Origin of the sequence: Sphaerochaeta sp. UBA5836 (genome assembly GCF_002432845.1) — a bacterium.
Classification (GTDB): Bacteria; Spirochaetota; Spirochaetia; order Sphaerochaetales; family Sphaerochaetaceae; genus Sphaerochaeta.
The window spans coordinates 1-21,024 of the sequence record NZ_DJGW01000097.1; the positions used below are offsets into that span (position 1 = coordinate 1).

Genomic DNA, 21,024 nt, shown 5'->3' on the forward strand with positions numbered 1-21,024 from the left:
CATAGATTATGCATTCGGTATGATCGGATGTTGTGTATTCGAACATCGAAATGATAAAGAAAGGAGCCTGCCCCGATAAGGCAGGCTCCAAACAAGGAGAATGAACGTTACTCTCGTAGTGTCTTTTTCCCGTTCTGGACCAGCACCTTGGCTGAATCAAGCAAGTCCTCGGGGATGCTGATGTTCAGCTTTTTCGCAGTATCGAGGTTGAACCAGAGCTCAAACTGAGCGGGATCGTCAAAGAATACCGTTCCGATATCCCTGGGTTTCTCGCCCCTGAGGATTCTTTCGACCACCTTGCCGGTCTCCACGCCGACCGTATAGTAGTTGAAACCCCAACTCATGAGGAAATCGATGCCGTCGCTGCTGGTGGTATCGGTATTGAAGAGAGGTATGCCCGCTTTCATGCAGACTTCGCTGACCGAGGGGATTGCGCTGACAACGGTGTTGTCGATGGCGACATACATGGCATCAACTCGTCCTACGATCGACTGTGCGGCCATTTTCACTTCGCTGGAGTTGCTTACCGCTGCACCGACGAAGGTGACATTGTTGTCTGCACATATAGTCTTCGCCAGTTCCATCTGGGCAACGCCGTTGGCTTCGCTGCTGGTGTAGATCATTCCAAGCGTCTTCGGCTTCACGATTCGAAAGTATGTTTCAAGCTGGAGCTTCAACGGATTGAGGTCGGAGATGCCTGCAATGTTCGTGTCCTCGGTTTTGTCGTAATTGATTACCAGACCGGCTGCCAACGGATCGGTTATCGCCCCGAATACGACCGGCTTGTCAGTGATGACCTGGGCCAAGGCCTGGGCTGGCGGGGTGGCGATGCCGATCACCAAATCCTTGTTGTCACTCTTGAACTTCTGGGCGATTGCGATTGCTGTTGCAATATCGCCATTGCAGTTCTGCAGGTCGAAGCTGAACTTCATGTCGGTGCCATTGAGGTAGTCCATGATTCCCTGTTCAATGGAGTCGAGAGCCGGATGACTTACCATTTTGGAAATTCCGATTGCATATCCGCTTGTGGTTTCCGTGGTTGGCTGGGAGAACAACAGTGGAGCGGCGATCAGAAAACAGACGATGAGCGAAACGATTTTACGGTTCATGGGGTTTCTCCTTACGTGTTGGTGTTACTATACAGAGAAACGAATGAAAGCGCAAGTATCTATGCATAGAAACATAGATTTTTTATGAGTTGGAATCGGGCTTAGTACGCATGCTTCTGAGAAAGAGGAGGTTCCCAATAATCAAATCCGACTTCCACCACAGTTTTGCAACAGACCACTGCTCAGGGTACTCTCCCCAAGTAGGTTCCCGACCTCCGTCACCGGTGGTATCCTCGGTGCACCCCCACCAAGGGGCAGAGTCCCATCAAAAGAGGCTCCGCTTTCCAGATAGGTGAGTTTGCCTTGGACGACCGGATGGGTGATGAGTAGGGTTCCCTGCATCGGCTTCCCAACCCCAACCGAAGCCTCCATCCTTGTTCTGAAAGGCTCACGGTCGTACAGCGGTTTTTCCTTCTCCAGAAAAAACCTCCCCGGAGGGAGGCTTGCCTGTATTGATGCGGAAATTAGAGGATGTCGTCCTCATCCAAGTCATCGAATTCATCTTCTTCCTCGAAGAATTCGTCCTCGAATGACTCATCGCCCTCGACCATGAAACCATCGTCGAGCAATTCATCTTCCTCTTCCTCATCATCAAGGATCTCATCGTCGTCATCTCCGAAATCAATCACTTCCGGAGCATCGTACAGATCAGCCAGATAGGCGTCTTCCTCGTCCTCAAGCTTACTGAAATAACGATCTTCCTCATCATCGAGCTCATCTTCTTCCTCACGGTATTTCGCCATGCCGGTACTCCTTGAAATCGTATTGGATTCCCACTGATTACAACATAAGAGAAGGTGGTACTGTTGTCAATTGTTTCTGTGGTTATGGACAGCATTCCTCCACACTGGTATCATGGGCCATGATGCAAGCAAAGCTGTATTTGGCCGTACCCTGCGGCGATCCGGCGGGCATTGGCCCTGAGATAGTATTGAAGGCGATGAAGACGGCACAGCTGCCGGCCGAGGTGGGTCTGATCGTCATCGGAGACGCTCCGGTTTTCTCCAAGCTGGCTGCCGACTTGGACTTGAAAGCCGATTTCGATTCAGTTGTCAGCAACCAAGAGCTCCTGGAGCAGGCGATGGCAGGGGGAAGCCGGAAGATTCTCTACACCCAAAACATTGTGGACATGAACCATTTCGCCTACGGCCAAATCAGTGCCATGTGCGGCAGGGCAGCTTATGCATCCGCCCAAACCGCTGTGCAGTTGGTTCAGAGAGGGTATGCAAAGGCTGTGGTGACGCCTCCCTTGCACAAGGAAGCATTGAGAGCTGCTGGAATCGAGCATATCGGATATACCGAAATCCTTTCCGCGCTTACCCACACGAAAAAAGCAATAACGATGTTCGATACCATGGGCTTGAAAATCTTTTTCCATACCCGTCATCTTTCACTGCGGCAGGCATGCGATGCCGTCACCAAGGACAGCCTCCTTGAAACCATAATCACCTGTGACAGGATCACCAAAAGCAGTCCTGCCTTCGACCTGAGCCTGAGCCTCGCCGTAGCCGGCCTCAATCCCCATAGCGGGGAGCATGGCCTGTTTGGCGATGAGGAGCTGGTGAGCATCGAGCCGGCAATCCTGGAGGCCCGAAGCCGCGGCATTGATGTGGTTGGACCTATTGGTGCGGATTCTGTCTTCTATCAGACGCGCATGGGCAAATACCGGGCGGTGATTTCGCTCTATCACGATCAAGGCCACATCGCCGCCAAGACATATGATTTCAACCGGACCATCTCCATCACCTGGGACCTTCCCTTTTTGAGGACCAGTGTTGACCATGGGACGGCTTTTGATATTGCCGGAAAAGGTCTGGCTGATGCGAGCGGGATGGTACGGGCGTTGGAAGTAGCAGCCTCCTATACCTGCAACTNNCTAACGAGGAGAAAGTATGAGAATTGCAAGCAAGGTTCTGATTGTTGCCTCAATGGTGGTTTTCCTCACCTCATGTGCCACGTCGATTACCGTCAGGCATTTGGTTCCCGGCGAGGTGGACCTCAGCGCTGCAAGAAACATTGCCGTTGCTTCAACCTCTCCCTATACGTTTCCGTACGGACGTCCGCTCAGCCCCTGGATCAGCGGGCTCAGCGAAACAGATTTCACTCTTTCCAGCGGTTATGATGCAAACCTTGCCTCCAGTGTTGCCGCATCGGCTTCGCGCATGCTGCTGGATGCGGTGCAGAGTACCGCGTACTTCACCGTTCTCAGCCCGGAGGTCACCGATGCGTACATGACCCTCTCCAAGGTGGGGGAGAATACCTTTGCCATGCTCAAGGCAAAAGGCATGCAGGCACTGCTTTCCAGCACCATCTCCTATATGGATGTGGATGAGCAGGTGGTGGGCAGGGATGTAAAGACGTTTGTCACCGAGGACGTCGGTCCTGCACCGGCAGTCAATATAAAAAGCTATGAGAAAGTAACGTCGCGTGAGTACTTTTTGGTGCAGAAGGCAACCCTGACTCTGACGTATACGATCTCCGACCTTTCCAGCGGAGCCATTCTGCTCTCTCGCTCGTTTACGGGAAAAGAGGACCAGGAGACAAAAATCGGGGTACGGACCTATGATGCCGGTGCTCCAGGCGGATATCGTGATGAGAGAAGGTATACCAGCGGGTATGCCCCGTCATTCAAGCCTATGTTTGAGAAAATTCTTCGCTCCTTCTCGGCGACCATCTCCAAGCAACTGGCTCCTTCCTGGCAGACCAAGCGGCTCACCCTGATGAGCAACAAACCCAAGCTTGAGGCGGCCAAGGATGCCTACAAGTTAGCCGAGCGTGGTTCGTATGAGGCTGCCTATCGACAGTTCCTTTCGTTGTATCAGATGAATGGTCATATTGCCAGCGGGTACAACGCCGCTTTGCTGCTTGAGGCGATGGGCAGGTTTGCTGAGGCCGTCGACCTGATGAACGATGTGTACAACAGGTCGGGTTCGCGCCAAGCGTATGCCGCCCTGTTGGATATGCAGGAGGCAAAGAGCCAAAGCGAGAAGGCCCAAAGGCAGATCAGCGGGGAAAGCGCCTTGGATGGACAGGGTGTGATGATGATGCAGTATGTGGTTATGGAGTAACTGATGGGAAGGGCGATGGTATTGGTCTATACAGGGGATGGAAAGGGGAAGAGTTGTGCTTCAATGGGCCAGCTCTTCCGCGCTCTCGGCCATGGCGCCCGATGTGCCGTAGCCCAGTTCATCAAACAGGACCCCGAAATCCTGAACAGTGGTGAATACAAGAGTGCGTTGCAGCTGGGCGTCACCTGGAAACAGTTTGGGGCCGGGTTCACATGGGAAGGGGAGAATGACAAGCTGAATGCCGAGCTCGCCAAGCGCGGGTGGGAGCAGGTCAAGCGCTGGATTTCTGCATCGGCTTTTGATCTGATAGTTCTTGATGAATTCACGTACACCCTTGCTTTGGGCTATCTGGATACCGAAGAGGTGTGCACGTGGATCGCCGACCACCGGAGCAAGGAGGGCTTTCCTCATCTGGTCGTCAGCGGCCGCAACGCCCCGAAAGCCCTTGTCGACCTGGCGGACATGGTCAGCGAAATTCATCAGGTAAAGCATCATTTGCAGCAATCAGGCAGAAAAGCGGAAGCAATGATTGAGTTTTGATGTCCTAATTCGCAAGTGAGTTCCTTTTTTCCTTTCACATTTTTGTGATTCCGGATATAATCAGCCAGAGGAGTTTCCTATGGCACTTTGCGATTTCCATTGTCATCTGCTTCCACTCATCGATGACGGCTATGTTACCAAAGAACGCTTTTCCCGCATGCTCCAGCTCTATTTGGAGAACGGGATTACCAGCATTGCCTTCACCCCTCATATCTACAACCCGCATGTGACGACCAATATCGCTGATTTGCGCCATACCTTTGCCTGGGCGCAGGGTGAGGCTGCCAAGCAAGGCATCACCACCTATTTAGGCAGTGAACTCTATGTAGGTGATCAGGAGCATCTTGCCTGTGTGCCTATAGCCGGCAAGTACGCCCTGCTGGAGTTCGGCCTCTCCCTTCCTCCTGCCCGATTGCTCGGGCGCATAGCCGCTCTAGCCTCTCAGGGTCTGGTTCCCATCCTGGCCCATGTGGAACGATATCGATGGCTTGAGCCTGAGAGCACCATGCTCTCGGAGTTGCTGAAGCTCGGCTGTCTTTTGCAAACCAATGTGGAGGCGGTGGAGAATGGGGATTCGCTTCCGTATCTGAAACGTGATTTGATTGACCTCGTTGCGACGGACAATCATGGGGATGAAACGCTTCCCTTACGCTTGGTCCAATGCCTGAATGCTTGGCCCGCAGTGTACGAGAAGATGGAAACACTTTTGTAATTCAGCCTGAAAACAGGTGAGTGAGGAGGTAGCGCATGCTGCTGGATATGACAATAGCGAACTTCAAGTCCGTGAAGTCGGCTCAGACGATTTCGTTTGAGGCAGTCAAGGACAACCGTTTTCCCGAATCGAAGGTTGTGCCGGTGACCGATACATTGAGGATAATCAAGACTGCCGCCATCGTGGGGCCCAATGGGGCGGGAAAGAGCTCGTTTGTCCGTGCTCTGGAAGCGCTGAAGGGTATTGTGTGTGCCGCACATGATACGGAGAATCCACTTCAGATTCTCAGCGGTACATCGTTTGCCTATTCGGAGGAGAAGGGTCAGCCTGCCACCATCATCATCCGTGTCCTTCTTGGCAAGGATGAACAGAGCCAATTGCCGTTGATTGCTCAGTATACTTTGGTGGCAGACAGGGAGAAGGTGTTCGAGGAGTCGCTTTACAACTTGATTGGTCGGTCGAAGAAGCTGATGTTCGAGCGCAAGCTTGATGAAGGCGCCCTGCTGCTCGATGATGTCAAGCTTACCTACACCTATCGTTGGGGCAAGGCCTACCGCGGTGAGAAGAAACGCTTGGTCGACAAGGTGGATGAGAAACACTCCTATCTTGCAGCTTCAGCCGAAAAAGGCAGTGAGACTACTGGGCCGCTGTACACATGGTTCAATGAAAGCCTGCACCTGCTTCCCATGGGTGTTTCCAACATCAGTGAGAAGTACCTGATCAGTCAACTCACCGAGCACCCCGATTGGGTCCAACAGCTGATCAACTTCCTGTGGAGCGTCGACATCACCGACATCCGGGACATTCGGGTCAAGGATGATCGTCTTATCTTCATCCATACCAACGTTACCCAGCACTATGCCTCTTTCTTCAGCTTGGAGAGCTTGAGCCTCAGAAGGCTGTGTTTGATCGGCGTGGCGTTCTTCGAGAGTTTCACCAAGCCGAAAACCCTGATCATCGATGACTTCGGCATGCTGCTTCACCCCGATGTACTGTGCCATATCGTCGAGATATTCGAATCCGGCAATGCAGCATGCAATTCACAGATGCTGGTTGTAGACTGCAACCCTTCGTTGCTCAGGCCGGGATTGCTCAGGCGTGACGGTGTGTATTTTGCCGAAAAGAACAGTGAAAGCGCCACAGTCTATTTCAGCTTGGCGAATTTCAAGTATTCGCGCGCCAAGGACAAGACGCAGAACCAATACATGAACGGTGCGTTCGGTGCCCTTCCGATTCTTTCGGAGTTCTGTTTCATCGATGCAAACAAGGATAAGGAGGAGTAATCATGGCACGCAAACGAATTTCCCAGCAGCCCCGCCAAACCATTCTTTTGGTGACGGCTTCGGAGGCGGAGGCCCTCTATTTCTCCCAGATGCGCAAGGACTGCCGCTACTCCAATATGACGGTCGTTTGGGAGCAGGGGTACAAGGACCTCTCCAATCTGATTACTATCGCAAGCAAGATGCGCAACAGCGGCAACTTCAGCTGTGTCTGGGTTGTCTTTGGTTTTGCCGATCTCGGGGTCAAGCCCGAGCAGGTCTCGGAATTGCTGGGACTTGCCGAGCAGAAGAAAGTCAAGCTTGCATGGAACAATCCTTCCTTGCCGCTGTGGTACCTGTTGCACCTGCAGGTCCCCAAGGGTTTTGTGCAGGATCCAAAGATGATCGAGTCTGCTCTTGCCAAGCAGTTTCCCTCGTTCACCAGCGATGCCTCATATCTGCTGGGAGAGGGGATGAACCTTCATCTGCGATTGTATTCAGCCAAGTCGAAGGCCGCCGTCAATGCCAGTGCCTACAACTCGTTGGTGGCTGGCAAGCAGGGTTTGCCTCCGACCAATATCGTTGCCATGCTCAATGACATCACCGATATTTGCGGACTGGCGGATCTTACGCACAACCAGAAACAACTTGGCCTGAACAAGAAGAACGGGTGACGGCCGGTGAATGGAATCCTGCTGCTTGTCTACATGCTTGCCTTTGCTCTGGGTTCTATGACCTTGGCCTTGGCCATTGTCTATCGGATTGCCAACAAGCAGAGGTGGGCGACGTATTTCATCATCTGTCATGCATCCCTGTTGGGATGCATGATGCTGATGGCCTTGCAAGTGCTCTCGAGCATGTATCTCTCGGGCTTGGTCTACGACATAATAACCTACAGCGTAGCCTTTGTTGTAATCGCCGATCTTACCTTTCTCATCGTCTTCATCCCGTACTTCACCACCTGGGTGATCGCCCACCCTTGGAGACAGCCGTATAAGGGCTTGTTCTATGCCCTGGCTCTTGTCTATCTGATGTTGGGTATCAGTCGTGAAATCTGGCAGAAACCGATTGCCGACCAGTTGATGCTGATTTTGTTCGTATTTGTCATCACCTTCTGTCTGTCGGTGACCCTGAAAAACATCAATTCCATTGCAAATAAAACGGCCAGGACTTCGGCCATCTCGATCATAATAGTCAGTGCCTCGATGGTACCGGCCATCCTGCTTGCCCTGATATTCCCCTCGCTCAAACCGCTTTTGTTCGGAATATATTTCCTGGCGCTCTCGATCACCATCATGACGTTCCTGTTCATGGAGTTTGTGCGGTTGGGAAGGTCCGAGGTGGTCAAGAGCAAAGAGCTTGTTTTGGAGGACCTGGAGGAGTACCATATCACCGAGCGGGAGTTTGCAGTCATCCGCCTGATAAGCCAAGGCCTTACCAACAAGGAAATTGCAAGCCAGCTTGGCATTAGTGCGAATACGGTGAACAATCATGTGGCGAATATTTATGGGAAAACCCAGGTAAGGAGCCGCATCGACCTTTTAAATCTGCTGAAGCAGAGTTGGTAGGAGACAGCATGCACATAACCTATGATATTCCCGACTTTACCGAACATCATTATCAGGATAAGGCGCCGGTGAGAAAAAGTGCTAGGCCATGGGCGATGATTCATGAGGATGCGGTGGGAAAAGCCGTTTTGTTGTGCCATGGATACACCGGCTATCCAGGCGAGCTCATCCGTCCGGGCATAGATTTGTTTGCCGCCGGCTTTGATGTGTATTGCCCCCGCTATCCAGGACATGGGACCTGCAGCAACGATTTTCTGGCCAGCAGGGCTGAGGATTGGATTGGCACTGCGTATGATGCATTTGCCTATCTCGCCCAACGCTACGAGCATGTATCGGTGGTGGGACACTCGATGGGAGGGGCGATTGCAACCATCATATCTGATGCTTTTGATGCAGACACCCTCGCCCTGCTCGCACCTGCTTTGGTCATCCCTTCGCTTCCTGTGATGCAAGTCAGGCTGCTCAGGCACGTGGTTCGACGCAAGAAAGTCGACTGGCAGCCGGACCCTGACTACCATTTCTACTACGAAGGCGATGCTGATGACGATGCATTCTTGGGCTCGGAGTACTGGTCGTACCAGTATCCAAAACTGCTGTGGGAGCTTGAGCGAGTCAGACGGCAGGCGGTGGCCTGCATCGACCACCTGGCTGCCGATACCCTCTCGATCAGCGGCGGGCGTGATGCAACCATCCCCCAGGAAGCCTCGATTTTGGTGACCAGCAAGCCAAAAGGGGTGAACAAGCATCTGCATATCGAAGAGGCAGGGCACCTGATGCCCTACGACAAGAATATCGATGCTCAGAATGAGGCGATGGCTGCCGTGGTTGCTTGGATGGAAGGCAGGCGCTAGGCGCGAACCAAATACTCGTAGAGAGCGGAAATCTTGTCACAGATGTTTACCACCACGCTCTCCTTGTACCTTGGCAGGGCCGGGGTCTTGGGAAACATATGCTTGGTGATGATATCCTCTTCCAATGCGTTTACAGGAAAATATGTCTTGGCATTTGACAATGCAATGAAAGGGTGTTCCTTTCCATGCGTGGAACGTTTTGCATCATGTTCTTTTCTCTGTCGCCAATCATAGAGGAAAAAATCGTGCAGCAGGCCGCCACGGGCTGCTGCTTGATAGTCCAGGCCCAATGCCTTGCTTATCCGAAACGAGAGGTAGGATACACGCCGGGCATGGTCGTAGATATGATTGGTATGATGACGGAACTTTTTGAGCTTGAGAAATTCTTCGTGCTGAAGGATGTCCTCGACCAACAAGGCGTACTGGGTCCGCAAAAGCTCGGTTGCCGGCCTCTGGATGGCATAGGCGAAGAGCAGGGAAAAAAGAGAGAAAAGCAACAGCAGCAATTCGATGGGGAACAGGTCGAAAAAGCTTGTTATGCTGAGAAACCGGGATGTATAGAAGGTGGCAAAAAGTCCTAACGGAAGTTTGAAAAGCTTGGCAAGTTGGGTGTTCCCTCCTGCCAGGAAGGCTGGTAAAGCGTCGGGTATCAGGATGGTCCTCCAAAGGTCAATTGAGTGTACGGTATCGAAATAGCCGGGTATGGTCAAGAAGGATGGCACTTTTTTTTCTTGGCATGGACAACTGTATGAATCAGGTCGTGGTTGACCCTTCCTTGTGTTGCTATAATCTTTGTTTTACGGTACAACAGTACCATTGAGAGGAGTATATCCTGATGGAAGTGAGAGTACGCTATGCTCCCTCTCCGACCGGTCTTCAGCATATCGGTGGAGTGAGGACAGCTTTGTTCAATTATTTCTTTGCCCGCGCGAACGGAGGCAAATTCATTCTGCGAGTCGAGGACACTGACCGCGAACGGTACAGTGACGAGTTCTTGCAGGACCTGTATGACACGCTGTCCTGGCTGGGCATTGCTTGGGACGAAGGCCCCATCGTGGGCGGACCCTGCGGTCCCTACATCCAAAGTGAGCGCTTTGATCTGTATCGCAGCTACGCCGAGCAACTCGTGCGCGACGGCAAGGCGTATTATTGTTATTGCACACCCGAACGGCTGGAAGCGGTCCGCCTCAGGCAGCAAGAAGAGAAGAGCGAGATTCAGGGGTATGACCGGCACTGCCGCAACCTAAGTGAGGCAGAGCGTTCGGAGTATGTGAAGCAGGGAATACAGCCTGTCATTCGACTCAAGGTTCCCACCGATGGAAAGACGACCTTTCACGATGTGCTGATGGGTGATATCACCCGGCGCAATCGTGATGTCAGCCCTGACCCGATACTGCTGAAGAGCGACGGCTTTCCCACCTACCACTTGGCAAACGTCATTGATGACCACCTGATGGGCATCACCCATATCATGCGCGCCCAAGAGTGGATTCCCTCAGGTCCGCTGCATATCCTGCTGTACGAAGCATTCGGATGGGAGCCTCCGATGTATTGCCACCTGCCGATGGTGATGGGCAAGGACGGACAGAAGCTTTCCAAGCGTCATGGTTCCACCTCGGTACGTGATTTCAAGGAAAAAGGGTATCTGCCGGAAGCTTTGATAAACTATGTCAGCATGGTCGGTTGGTCGTATGATGGACAGCGTGAGTTCTTCAGCAAGGAAGATCTTGAACAGGTTTTCAGCCTGGAGAAGATCAACAAGGCTCCCGGAGTTTTCGACTACAAGAAGCTCGATTGGTTCAACGGCCAGTACATCCGACAAAAGAGCGACGAGGAGTTGATGGCATTGTTGCTGCCCTATATGACCAAGGCTGGATTTTTACCTTCCAACCCATCTGAAGCAGAACGGGCAAAGCTGCTCAATCTCACCAAGGTGGTGAAGGAGCGCTTGAAAGTCCTCAGTGATGTGGTTGATTTGACCCGGTTCCTCTTCGAGGAGCCGAAGTACGAGGATGTGAACTTGTTCGCTGCAAAGGGTGTTGAGCTTGAAGTCGCACTAGCAGCTCTCGATCGTGCCTATGCAATCCTGAGGCAAGGTTTCGAAGAGCATGAGAGTCATGAGGCCACCGAACAGAAGCTTACCGATTTGGCAAGTGAGATGGGCCTGAAGATCAACGGGGTGTTCATGCCCCTGAGGGTGGCCTTGACCGGAAGCACCGTCAGCCTTCCTTTGTTTGATTCCATTGGCCTGCTTGGGCAGGAAGTGACGTGTGCACGCATTGAAAACGCATTGGCTTTATTGAAGAGAGAGGTATGATACATGGCAGAAGTAACGATGGACAAGATTGTCTCTTTGTGCAAGCGACGTGGATTTATTTTCCAGTCGAGCGAAATCTACGGTGGATTGAACGGTGCCTATGACTACGGTCCGCTGGGTGTCCAGCTGAAGAACAATATCCGCGATTTCTGGTGGAAGGAGATGACCCAGATCCATGATGACATTGTGGGGCTTGATGCTTCCATTCTCATGCATCCCCGTGTTTGGGAGGCAAGCGGCCATGTTTCGAATTTCAGCGATCCCATGGTTGACTGCAAGCAGTGCAAGAGCCGGTTCCGTGCCGACCAGATCGACCTCAAGGGTGCATGCCCGACCTGCGGGACAAAAGACAGCTTCACCGAGCCGAGGAACTTCAACCTGATGTTCTCCACCCATATCGGGGCGAACGCCGATGCAAGCTCCATTGTCTATCTTCGCCCTGAAACAGCCCAGGGCATCTACGTGGACTTCAAGAACGTAGTTTCCTCCAGCCGGGTCAAGATACCCTTCGGCATCGCCCAAGTCGGTAAAGCCTTCCGCAATGAGATCACCACCAAGAACTTCATTTTCCGTTCCTGCGAGTTCGAGCAGATGGAGATGCAGTGGTTCTGCAAGCCCGGCAGCGATGAACATTGGTTCAGTTACTGGAGAGAGCAGAGAATGGCTTTCTATCACAAGATGGGCATCAAGCCGAGCAGCCTCAGATGGCACCAGCATGGTCCTGATGAACTTGCCTTCTATGCAAAGGATGCCTACGACATCCAATTCCTCTTCCCCATGGGGTGGCAGGAGCTTGAAGGCGTGCACAGCCGCACCGATTACGATCTCACCCAGCACCAGACTTTCAGCGGCAAGGAGATGACCTATCTCGATCCCGAGTCGAATGAGCGGTACATCCCTTATGTGGTGGAGACCTCTGCCGGTCTTACCAGAAATGTGCTGATGGCCCTCAGTGATGCCTATGATGAGGAAGAGCTGGAAGGCGGTGATGTGAGAACCGTTCTGCATTTCCATCCCCATCTTGCTCCGGTCACCGTGGCAGTCCTTCCCTTGGTCAAGAAGGATGGCATTGCCGAGTTTGCTTCCAAGCTGGAACGCGGGCTGCGCGATGACTTTTCCACCTTCTACGATGTGAGCGGGGCCATCGGCAGGCGCTATCGCCGCATGGATGAGATTGGAACCCCGTACTGCGTAACCGTTGATTATCAAACCCTTGAGGACCAGACGGTAACCTTGCGCTTGCGCGACAGCATGGAACAAGTACGAGTAGCCATTACAGACCTGGTAGCCGCCATCAAGCAGGCGACCAAGGAGTACAAGCGGGTGGAGCGGTAAGATGAATACAGCACTTCAGACTTTGATCGACCGTGGGTTTGTCAAGGCATGTACCGATTTTGATGCGCTCAGCGATCTGATGGACAAAGAGAAGATCACCTTCTACGTCGGGGCCGACCCGACAGGCAGGAGCCTGCATATCGGGCACATGGTGCCGTTCTTTGCGATGCACCACCTGCAGAAGGCAGGGCACAATCCCATCGCCTTGGTCGGCGGTGGAACTGCGATGATCGGCGATCCGTCGGGCAAGACTGAGATGCGCAAGATGCTCACCCCCGAGCAGGTGCAGGAGAATTGCAAGTCCATCAAGGCCCAACTGGGTACGGTGGTGGACTTCTCCGAGCATCCCAAAGATGGGATGGGCAAGGCGATCATGCTCAACAATGCCGATTGGCTGACTGATTTGAACTATATCACCTTCCTTCGCGATATCGGGCGGCATTTTTCAGTCAACCGCATGCTGTCTTTTGAATCATACAAGCAGCGGCTCGAACGAGGACTTTCCTTCATCGAGTTCAACTACCAGCTGCTGCAGTCCTACGACTTCTATATCCTCAACCAGGAGCATGGATGCAAGCTGCAGATCGGCGGGGATGACCAGTGGGGCAACATCGTCAGCGGCATCGAGTTGATCCGCAGGATGAACGGGGCACAGTGCTACGGCCTGACCTTCAATCTGATCACCCGCAGCGACGGGCACAAGATGGGAAAGAGTGAGAAGGGAGCGGTGTTCCTCGATCCCGAGCTCTTCAGCCCTTACGACTTCTACCAGTACTGGCGCAATGTAAACGACGACGATGTAATCAAGTTCCTCAAGCTGTTCACCTTCCTTCCGTTGGAGGAAATCGCCGAGTATGAGAAGGATGGGGTGAACATCAACGATGCCAAGGAGCGGCTTGCCTACGAGCAGACCAAAATCATCCATGGCGTTGAGGAAGCCGAGAAGGCTAGAGTTGCCGCCAAGGCCATGTTCAAGGGTGCAAACCTCGGCCAGGAAGGAAGGGAAGGCATGCCCTCGATTACCATCGAAGCCTCCGAACTTGAAAGCGGCATTCCGGTACTGGACCTGTTCAGCCGCACAGACCTTGCCGCCACCAACAGCGATGCCCGCAGATTGGTGACCGGCGGCGGGGCCTGGATCGGTGATAAGAGGATTGACGATCCCAGGACTGTGATAGATAAAACATACTTGGATGCTTTTGGGGAGATGATCCTCAGGGCGGGCAAGAAGCGGTACTTCCGAATCATCATAGCGTAGATTACAAAGGGAGAGGGGGGAAACCCCCTTTCTTCATAGGGAGATAGTGTATATGAAACGTTTGGTTAGTGTTCTTCTGGCAATCATGATTGTCACCTTCAGCTTGGGTGCCCAAGCAGTTGGTGAGACGTCGACTTCTCCAGCCTTGGAGGTTCAGTTTGGTGTCATGACAGGGCCCACCGGTTTCTCTTCGGTTGCCTTGACCCTCAATGAGGGTAAAATAAGTGACACGGTGCACGTCAATATGATTGTGTTCCCCTCTCCGAATGAAGTCATCGCACGACTTGCCAACGGCGAGCTGGATTTTGCCAGCCTGCCTACCAATGTGGCTGCAAATCTGTACAACAAAGGCGTCAAGGTCAAGCTTGCCGCCGTCATCGGCAACGGCATGCTCAGCGTACTTTCCAGCGACGATTCAATCACTGACGTTCAGGATCTCCTGGGAAAAACCGTGCATGTTCCCGGCTCAGGATCGACTCCCGACCAGATGAGCCAGCTTTTGCTGAAGCAGGCAGGGCTTGAGGCCGGAAAGGATGTCATTCTTGACTATTCGGTGGCAGCTCCCGCCCAGCTGGCCCAGCTGGTCATAGCCGGCAAGGTCTCCCTTGCCGTACTTCCCCAGCCGTTTGTCTCCATGATCCTGAACCGCAGCCCGAATGCCCGCGAGGTTTTGGATGTGCAGGACATGTATCACCAGCTTTCAGGTTTCCAGAGTTATCCGATGAGTGTGCTTGTAGTGTCCCAATCCTTTGCAAAGAACCACCCGCTCGCCTTGGCGGCGGTGCTCAAGGCGTATGAGGAATCGGTTGCATGGGTCAATGCCGACCCGAAGGCAGCCGGTCAGGCCATCGAGGCTGCAGGCATCATGGCAAGCGCCATGGCGACCCCTGCAATTCCCTTCTGCAACTTGGTCTTTGTTCCCAGCCAGGAAGCGAAAGCCGATGTGCAAGCATATTTTTCCTTCCTCCACAGCTTCAATCCGGCATCCATTGGTGGTACCATTCCTTCTGACGATTTGTATCTGTAAAGGATGAGTCGATGCATTCGGTCAAGCGTGGTCTGATTCTCTTTCTCTCATCGGCTTTGCTGCTTTTGGTGTGGCAGCTTGGCTCGGTTGTGCTTGATAGTCAGATTCTGCTTCCCGGGCTCGGACCTGTCTTTTCCGCCCTGATGGAGCTGGTGCAGGGCGGGCCGTTTTTTGCAAACGTGTTTGCCACCATCATCAGGGCCTTGCAGAGTTTTGTGATCATCGTTGCCAGTGCAACGGTGATCGGTCTGCTTGGTGGGAAGTTTCCCCTGTTTTCCGTCGCCCTCAAGCCTTTTGTTACGGTACTCAAGGCAATTCCGGTGATGAGCATCATCCTGCTGGCCTTCATTTGGTTCACCAGTGGAACGGTACCCCTCTTCTCCGCCTTCTTGATGGGCTTTCCAGTCATGTACGTGCAAATTGAGGGAGGCGTTCGGCAGATGGACAAGAGCTTGGATGAGATGTGTCGCCTCTATGACATCCGGGGCAGGGACAAGCTCTTTCACTACACGATTCCGTCCCTCCTGCCGTTTTTCATCATCGGTTCACGTTCAGCTCTTTCGATGGTCTGGAAGGTGGTAATCGCAGCCGAAGTGCTTACTGTTCCACGCTTCGGGGTGGGAGCGCGGATGCAGCTTGCCCAAGTGCAATTGGAGACTGATAAGGTACTTTCCTGGACCTTGCTGGCAGTCCTGCTGACCGCTGTATTTGATTTGCTCTTTGATGCCTCCGTCTGGGCTCTGGGAAAGCTGAAGAAGCGCGTCGATAGGGGGAGGGCGATATGCAATTCCAAAACATAAGCAAATCATATGCTCAGAATTGCATTTTTGATTCGTTCAATCTGGAGATTGAAAAATGTACGATTCTGTCGGTGGTAGGTCCCTCGGGCGAAGGGAAGACGACCTTGCTGCAGATTGCAGCCGGCTTGGTCGAGGTGGATGGCGGAAGGGTCATCAAGGAAGCACAGGAGGAGGGGAGTATCAGTTACCTGTTCCAGGAGCCGCGCCTGCTTCCCTCCAGCACCGTTTTCAGCAATGTTGAACTTGCCCTGCGAGCCTTTGTGTCCAGCAGAGTGGAGCGGGAAGCGGTCGTGCTTCACTATCTTGAGATGGTTGGCTTGTCGGACAGTGCCTGCCTGTATCCAGCCCAGCTTTCGGGGGGCATGCGCCAACGGGTGGCCATTGCCCGCGCTTTCGCCCATCCTGCGAAGTTGATGCTTCTGGACGAACCGTTTCAGAGCTTGGACATCAAACTCAAGGTTACTCTGCTCAATGCTTTCATCCGTCTTTGGGAGGAGAACCCGAGAACTACGCTGTTCGTAACCCATGACCCCAAGGAGGCGATCCTGCTCGGAGACGCAGTCTGCTGTCTGGGCAATCCCAAAAAACCCTTGCTCTACCAAAAAATACATATTCCCCGCAAAGCGAGGAATATCGGTGATCAGACATTGTTGGCTGTGGAAGCCTCATTGGTGCAGGCTTTGGTCAGCCTCTAGAGTTCCACCTTCCACAATCCATGCAGATTGCAGTACTCATACACGGCAACGGCCTTGTCGTCGTCAAGGGCGAAGGTTGCATGAGGCTTTCCATCGACAGGAAGACTTTTGCGCATGCCGCCCTTCTCGGTCTGGACATAGATGAAGGCGATGTGATGTTCCTTGGTCATCGGATGGTCCACCGATCCCACGTTCACTTCAAGCCTGTTGCCTTCAATTTTTACAACAGGAACGTGCTTTTCCTTGGCAGCATCAACGGTATTTGCCTTGAGAACAATCATCTCCTCTCCACAGCAAGAGATTTTCGGCCCACGGTCGATCACCTTGGCAACAATGTTTCCACAATGTTTGCAAATGTAAAATTCATGTTCTTTCATCGGTATTCTCCTTGTCTCTCATTCTACCCGAAAAAACTCATACCGTACAGTTGAATTTCCCAAGTACCGTTGACACTCTTGCTCCTGGTACAAAAAAAGCAGGTCCGAAGACCTGCATTGCACCATTTCCAAGGGGGTTATACGTAACCCTGTGCAATCATCGCTTCACTGACTTTGATAAAGCCTGCAATATTTGCACCATCGACATAGTTGTCCTTGGTACTGTATTTCTCTGCAGCATTGCTGATCGAGACAAAAATGTTTTTCATAATCTGCTGGAGCTGTTGATCGACATGCTGGGGTGTCCACTGCATTTTCTGGCTGTTCTGGGCCATCTCGAGACCTGAGACGGCGACCCCGCCTGCATTTGCCGCCTTGCCGGGAGCATGGAGGATTCCTGCATCCTTGAAAATTGCATCTGCTTCCAGGGTGGTGGGCATGTTGGCTCCTTCACCCACAAGCTGGATGCCATTGGCAACGAGGTTCTGTGCATCCAGGGCGTTGATTTCGTTCTGTGTGGCGCAGGGGAATGCATAATCGGCCTTGACGTCCCAAAGCGGGTTGCACTTTTGGCTTCCATTGTGCGGAATATAGGTCGCTTCCTTGAACTGGGTGGCATATTCGGCAATTCTTCCACGTCGTACGTTCTTGAGAGTCTTGATGTAGGCAAGCTTCTTCTCATCTATGCCGCTGGGATCGACGAGAACACCGGAAGAGTCGCTGAGTGTAAGCACCTTGGCCTTCATCTGCAGAAGCTTCTCGACAGTGAACTGCGCTACGTTGCCGCTGCCGCTCACCAGGCAGCTCTTGCCTTCCAGGCTCTTTCCCTTCGATTCGAGAATCGCAGCTGAGAGATAGACCAATCCATACCCGGTTGCCTCGGGGCGGATGTAGGAACCTCCGTACGAAGGCCCTTTTCCGGTAAGCACTCCGACCGAACGGTTGGTGATTCTCCGGTACTGGCCGTACATGTAACCGATTTCGCGGCCGCCTACACCAATGTCTCCGGCGGGAATATCGGTATCCTCTCCAATGTGTCGTGCAAGCTCGGTCATGAAGCTTTGGCAGAAACGCATCACCTCATTGTCGCTCTTTCCCTTGGAATTGAAGTCGCTGCCTCCCTTGCCGCCACCCATGGAGAGACCGGTGAGACTGTTCTTGAAGGTCTGCTCGAAAGCCAGGAACTTGAGGATCGAGAGGTTCACCGATGGATGGAAACGAAGGCCTCCCTTGTACGGGCCGATGGCGCTGTTCATTTGCACCCGGTATCCTCGGTTGATCTGCAACTGTCCATCATCATCGATCCAGGGCACCCTGAACATGATGACACGCTCAGGTTCTACGATACGGTCGAGTACTTTGTGATACACAACCTGTGGGAGATCGTCCACCAAGGGATCGATGGAAGCAAGGAATGATGTCACCGCTTGGATGAATTCCTTTTGATGGGGATCGAGCATGATTACATGGTCAAGAATCTTTTGGGTTGCGTCGTGCATGGTGTGTATCACTCCTCATAAGCATGTATAAATATACATAAAACTGCATACGATACTAATGAATTTGTCAAACTTGGTAAAGGCTTTCGGAAATACGAAAAAATGATTAGTAATTTTGCGGGATGCGTAGAAACACAGGGGGTGTTGCCCCCTGTTGCGGGAGTGCTCAATCGAGAGCCCGTCTATTACCTATTCCACCAATTTATCAAAAAGGAAATTTTTCCAAAAAAGTTTGCATGAACGAGAAGTCAGAGGGTCTCTCCACGCCTGAGTCGTTCAATGTTTTGCTTGAACGGAGGATGGATGATTCCCCGTTCTGTGATGATGCCGGTAAGATTTTGGTGCGGCGTGACATCAAAAGCGGGGTTGTAGACCTGCATGCCGACAGGAGCCACCTGCACTCCCTGTACGTGGGTGACCTCGGATGCTTCACGCTCCTCGATGGGAATGGCCGATCCATCGGGGATGGAGAAGTCGATGGTGGAGACGGGTACTACGCTGTAAAAAGGTACTCCGTATGCTTTGCAGATGACCGAGAGGGAGAAGGTCCCCAACTTGTTTGCGACATCCCCGTTGGCTGCGACACGGTCGCCCCCGAGTATGACCAAGTCGATCTTTCCATCTCGGATGAGGACCGCGGCGGCACTGTCGACAATGAGCTTGGATGGAATCTTGGCTTCCATCAACTCCCAAGCGGTGAGCCTGGCTCCCTGGAACCGCGGCCGTGTCTCATCTGCGTAGACAAATATGTTTTTATTGTCATAAAAAGCCTGTTTGATTACCCCCAGGGCGGTCCCCCAGCCTGCGGTTGCAAGGGCCCCGGTATTGCAGTGGGTGAGGATGGTCGCTCCGACCGGGACAATCGCGTTGCCGATCCTGCTGATGGTCTTATTGGTTTGGATATCCTCTTCGCGGATGGTGTCTGCTTCAGAGAGGAGTCTCTGGATGGTGTTCGGCCGACCTTCCGGCTTTGTCTCTTCATAGACGGAGAGCATCCGGTCGATCGCCCAACGCAGATTCACTGCTGTTGGTCGGGCAAGACTGAGAAACCTGCAGGCCTGATAAAAATCAGCTTCCTCCGGACACTGCTTGAGTGCAAGGTATACTCCGTAAGCAGCAGCTGCACCAATGGCGGGAGCTCCTCGAACAACCATGTCGCGAATTGCAAACTCAACCTCCTCGAAGGTTGCACAGCTTACATATTCCACCTTGGAAGGCAGGATTCTTTGGTCCAACAGAACCAGCTTTTCTTCTTTGAATTGCAGTGCAACAAACGATTCATCCATGCTTGTTTCTCCTATCGTTGCTGAACCTCGGCCCAGCTTTCCTGCACATCCCTGATTACCTGGTCATGGTCCAAAGTCATTAGGTTCCGACCTTGCATGAGAACCCTGCCTTGGCAGAGCACGGTATCAACATCAGAAGCCTGGGTTGCATAGACCAAGGCGCTGAAGGGGTCGTTGAGCGGGGTGAGATGGCTCTTATGTACATCCACAAGGATGATATCGGCTTCCATCCCAGCCTTCAGTTGGCCGATTTTTCCATCCAGCCCCAAGGCTTTCGCCCCGGCTTTTGTAGCCATGTCCAGGACATCGTAGGGATGCAGCTTATGCCCGGTCGGCGTATATACCTTGCCCAGAAGACTTGCAATATGCATCTCTTCGACCATGTTCAGGTTGTTGTTGCTGCTTGCTCCGTCGGTACCGAGAGCCACATTCAGGCCGCTCTGTACATAGGTGCTGACCGGAGCGATGCCGCTGGATAGTTTGCAGTTGCTGCTGGGATTGTGCACGATGCTGCAGTCCAGTGAGCGCAGCAATCCGACTTCCGAGTCCGTGAGGTGTACGCAGTGGGCCAGCAAGCTTTTCACGTCCTGTAAAGATCCGATATCCAGCAGGTATTCCAAGGGTGTCTTCCCTGTTTCTCTTACACACTCCCGGACCTCCATTTGCGTTTCGCTGAGGTGGGTATGCAGCACCGCCTGATGATCCTTGGCCCAGCTGTGGGCGAATTGGTACGTTTCCTTGGGACAGGTGTAGATGGCATGCGGTGCACAATCGATCTGGATGCGGCCTTCACTTCGGTCGACATAGGGCCCGAGCAGCTTCTCGCGTTCAAAGAAGCTGTGCTTGTTTTCTTCAAGACTCCCGAACAACGTCATGCTGATGCTGGCACGAAGTCCTGCTTCCAGCACTGCTTCGGCTGTAGCTTGGGGATGGAAGTACATATCGGCGAAGGTCGTCACTCCGCTTTGGATCAGCTCAACCAAACCCAGCCGGGAGGCGAGCAGGATGTCCTTTTCAGAGAGCTTGTTCTCGATGGGGAATATTTCTGCCAGCCAGGCCTGAAGGGTGGGCAGATCGTCCTTGTAGTTGCGCATCAAGCCCATGCTTAAATGGGTATGGGCGTTGACCAAAGCCGGCATGGCGATATACGAAGAGCCGTCGATGATTCGATCGGGTATGAACGAAGTGTCGTTGCTTCCAACAAATGCAATGTGCTTACCGTCAATGCCGATATCGCCGTGAAAAGAAAGCCCCTGCTCCGTCATGGGAACAATCAGGGCGTTGCTGATGAGTAGTTTCATGAATGGCATTGTACCATGAACA

General features: G+C 52.8%; 21 protein-coding genes. 14 read left to right on the forward strand and 7 right to left on the reverse strand.

Going from position 1 to position 21,024, the window contains the following annotated elements:
* Positions 1-107: 107 nt before the first annotated feature.
* A complete protein-coding gene (locus B3F49_RS09075) occupies positions 108-1,109 on the reverse strand; it encodes an ABC transporter substrate-binding protein (RefSeq protein ID WP_293890716.1) in 1,002 nt (333 codons plus the stop codon).
* 464 nt (positions 1,110-1,573) lie between these two features.
* Positions 1,574-1,852 carry a hypothetical protein gene (locus tag B3F49_RS09080; protein ID WP_293890719.1) on the reverse strand — a complete coding sequence of 93 codons (279 nt, stop codon included), beginning with the start codon at positions 1,850-1,852 and terminating at the stop codon, positions 1,574-1,576.
* 122 nt (positions 1,853-1,974) lie between these two features.
* Here B3F49_RS09080 and pdxA point away from each other — a divergent pair, with 122 nt between their 5' ends.
* From pdxA to B3F49_RS09120, 8 genes are all read left to right on the forward strand, one after another.
* On the forward strand, positions 1,975-3,231 hold the full coding sequence (pdxA, locus tag B3F49_RS09085) for a 4-hydroxythreonine-4-phosphate dehydrogenase PdxA (RefSeq protein WP_293910558.1): 1,257 nt from the start codon (positions 1,975-1,977) through the stop codon (positions 3,229-3,231).
* Between the two features lie 40 nt (positions 3,232-3,271).
* The gene (locus tag B3F49_RS09090) at positions 3,272-4,177 is read left to right on the forward strand and encodes a hypothetical protein (protein WP_293910560.1); all 906 of its coding nucleotides are present in this window, start codon (positions 3,272-3,274) and stop codon (positions 4,175-4,177) included.
* A gap of 3 nt (positions 4,178-4,180) precedes the next feature.
* A complete protein-coding gene (locus B3F49_RS09095) occupies positions 4,181-4,717 on the forward strand; it encodes a cob(I)yrinic acid a,c-diamide adenosyltransferase (RefSeq protein ID WP_293890728.1) in 537 nt (178 codons plus the stop codon).
* 79 nt (positions 4,718-4,796) lie between these two features.
* On the forward strand, positions 4,797-5,429 hold the full coding sequence (locus B3F49_RS09100; protein ID WP_293910562.1) for a CpsB/CapC family capsule biosynthesis tyrosine phosphatase: 633 nt from the start codon (positions 4,797-4,799) through the stop codon (positions 5,427-5,429).
* A gap of 35 nt (positions 5,430-5,464) precedes the next feature.
* On the forward strand, positions 5,465-6,712 hold the full coding sequence (locus tag B3F49_RS09105; protein ID WP_293890734.1) for an AAA family ATPase: 1,248 nt from the start codon (positions 5,465-5,467) through the stop codon (positions 6,710-6,712).
* A gap of 2 nt (positions 6,713-6,714) precedes the next feature.
* A complete protein-coding gene (locus B3F49_RS09110) occupies positions 6,715-7,362 on the forward strand; it encodes an RloB family protein (RefSeq protein ID WP_293890737.1) in 648 nt (215 codons plus the stop codon).
* Positions 7,363-7,368: 6 nt separating this feature from the next.
* Positions 7,369-8,256, forward strand: a complete 888-nt coding sequence (locus B3F49_RS09115) for a helix-turn-helix transcriptional regulator (RefSeq protein ID WP_293910564.1) — start codon at positions 7,369-7,371, stop codon at positions 8,254-8,256.
* Positions 8,257-8,264: 8 nt separating this feature from the next.
* On the forward strand, positions 8,265-9,107 hold the full coding sequence (locus B3F49_RS09120; RefSeq protein WP_293910566.1) for an alpha/beta hydrolase: 843 nt from the start codon (positions 8,265-8,267) through the stop codon (positions 9,105-9,107).
* Here B3F49_RS09120 and B3F49_RS09125 read toward each other — a convergent pair.
* Positions 9,104-9,829: an HD domain-containing protein gene (locus B3F49_RS09125; protein ID WP_293890745.1), complete on the reverse strand. Its 726-nt coding sequence runs from the start codon at positions 9,827-9,829 to the stop codon at positions 9,104-9,106. The genes B3F49_RS09120 and B3F49_RS09125 overlap by 4 nt on opposite strands.
* A gap of 113 nt (positions 9,830-9,942) precedes the next feature.
* On the opposite strand from B3F49_RS09125, the gene gltX reads away from it, so the two are divergent.
* From gltX to B3F49_RS09155, 6 genes are read left to right on the forward strand one after another with little or no spacing between them, the layout of a single operon-like run.
* Positions 9,943-11,424 (forward strand): glutamate--tRNA ligase, encoded by a 1,482-nt coding sequence (gltX, locus tag B3F49_RS09130; protein ID WP_293890748.1) that lies wholly within the window; start codon positions 9,943-9,945, stop codon positions 11,422-11,424.
* 3 nt (positions 11,425-11,427) lie between these two features.
* Positions 11,428-12,759: a glycine--tRNA ligase gene (locus tag B3F49_RS09135; RefSeq protein WP_293910568.1), complete on the forward strand. Its 1,332-nt coding sequence runs from the start codon at positions 11,428-11,430 to the stop codon at positions 12,757-12,759.
* Position 12,760: 1 nt separating this feature from the next.
* Positions 12,761-14,017, forward strand: a complete 1,257-nt coding sequence (tyrS, locus tag B3F49_RS09140; protein WP_293910570.1) for a tyrosine--tRNA ligase — start codon at positions 12,761-12,763, stop codon at positions 14,015-14,017.
* 52 nt (positions 14,018-14,069) lie between these two features.
* Positions 14,070-15,044 carry an ABC transporter substrate-binding protein gene (locus B3F49_RS09145; protein ID WP_293910572.1) on the forward strand — a complete coding sequence of 325 codons (975 nt, stop codon included), beginning with the start codon at positions 14,070-14,072 and terminating at the stop codon, positions 15,042-15,044.
* Positions 15,045-15,055: 11 nt separating this feature from the next.
* A complete protein-coding gene (locus B3F49_RS09150) occupies positions 15,056-15,844 on the forward strand; it encodes an ABC transporter permease (protein WP_293890760.1) in 789 nt (262 codons plus the stop codon).
* Positions 15,826-16,539 (forward strand): ABC transporter ATP-binding protein, encoded by a 714-nt coding sequence (locus B3F49_RS09155; protein WP_293890763.1) that lies wholly within the window; start codon positions 15,826-15,828, stop codon positions 16,537-16,539. Before B3F49_RS09150 ends, B3F49_RS09155 begins: the two co-directional genes overlap by 19 nt.
* On the opposite strand, the gene B3F49_RS09160 is transcribed toward B3F49_RS09155, so the two are convergent.
* From B3F49_RS09160 to B3F49_RS09175, 4 genes are all read right to left on the reverse strand, one after another.
* Positions 16,536-16,916 carry a desulfoferrodoxin family protein gene (locus tag B3F49_RS09160; RefSeq protein ID WP_293890766.1) on the reverse strand — a complete coding sequence of 127 codons (381 nt, stop codon included), beginning with the start codon at positions 16,914-16,916 and terminating at the stop codon, positions 16,536-16,538. The two genes, B3F49_RS09155 and B3F49_RS09160, sit on opposite strands and share 4 nt — an antisense overlap.
* Before the next feature lie 137 nt (positions 16,917-17,053).
* Positions 17,054-18,415 (reverse strand): NADP-specific glutamate dehydrogenase, encoded by a 1,362-nt coding sequence (gene gdhA / locus B3F49_RS09165; protein WP_293890769.1) that lies wholly within the window; start codon positions 18,413-18,415, stop codon positions 17,054-17,056.
* 248 nt (positions 18,416-18,663) lie between these two features.
* Positions 18,664-19,701 carry an S-methyl-5-thioribose-1-phosphate isomerase gene (gene mtnA, locus B3F49_RS09170; RefSeq protein ID WP_293890772.1) on the reverse strand — a complete coding sequence of 346 codons (1,038 nt, stop codon included), beginning with the start codon at positions 19,699-19,701 and terminating at the stop codon, positions 18,664-18,666.
* A gap of 11 nt (positions 19,702-19,712) precedes the next feature.
* Complete coding sequence (locus B3F49_RS09175; protein WP_293910574.1) at positions 19,713-21,002, reverse strand: amidohydrolase; 1,290 nt, start codon at positions 21,000-21,002, stop codon at positions 19,713-19,715.
* Positions 21,003-21,024 lie beyond the last annotated feature (22 nt).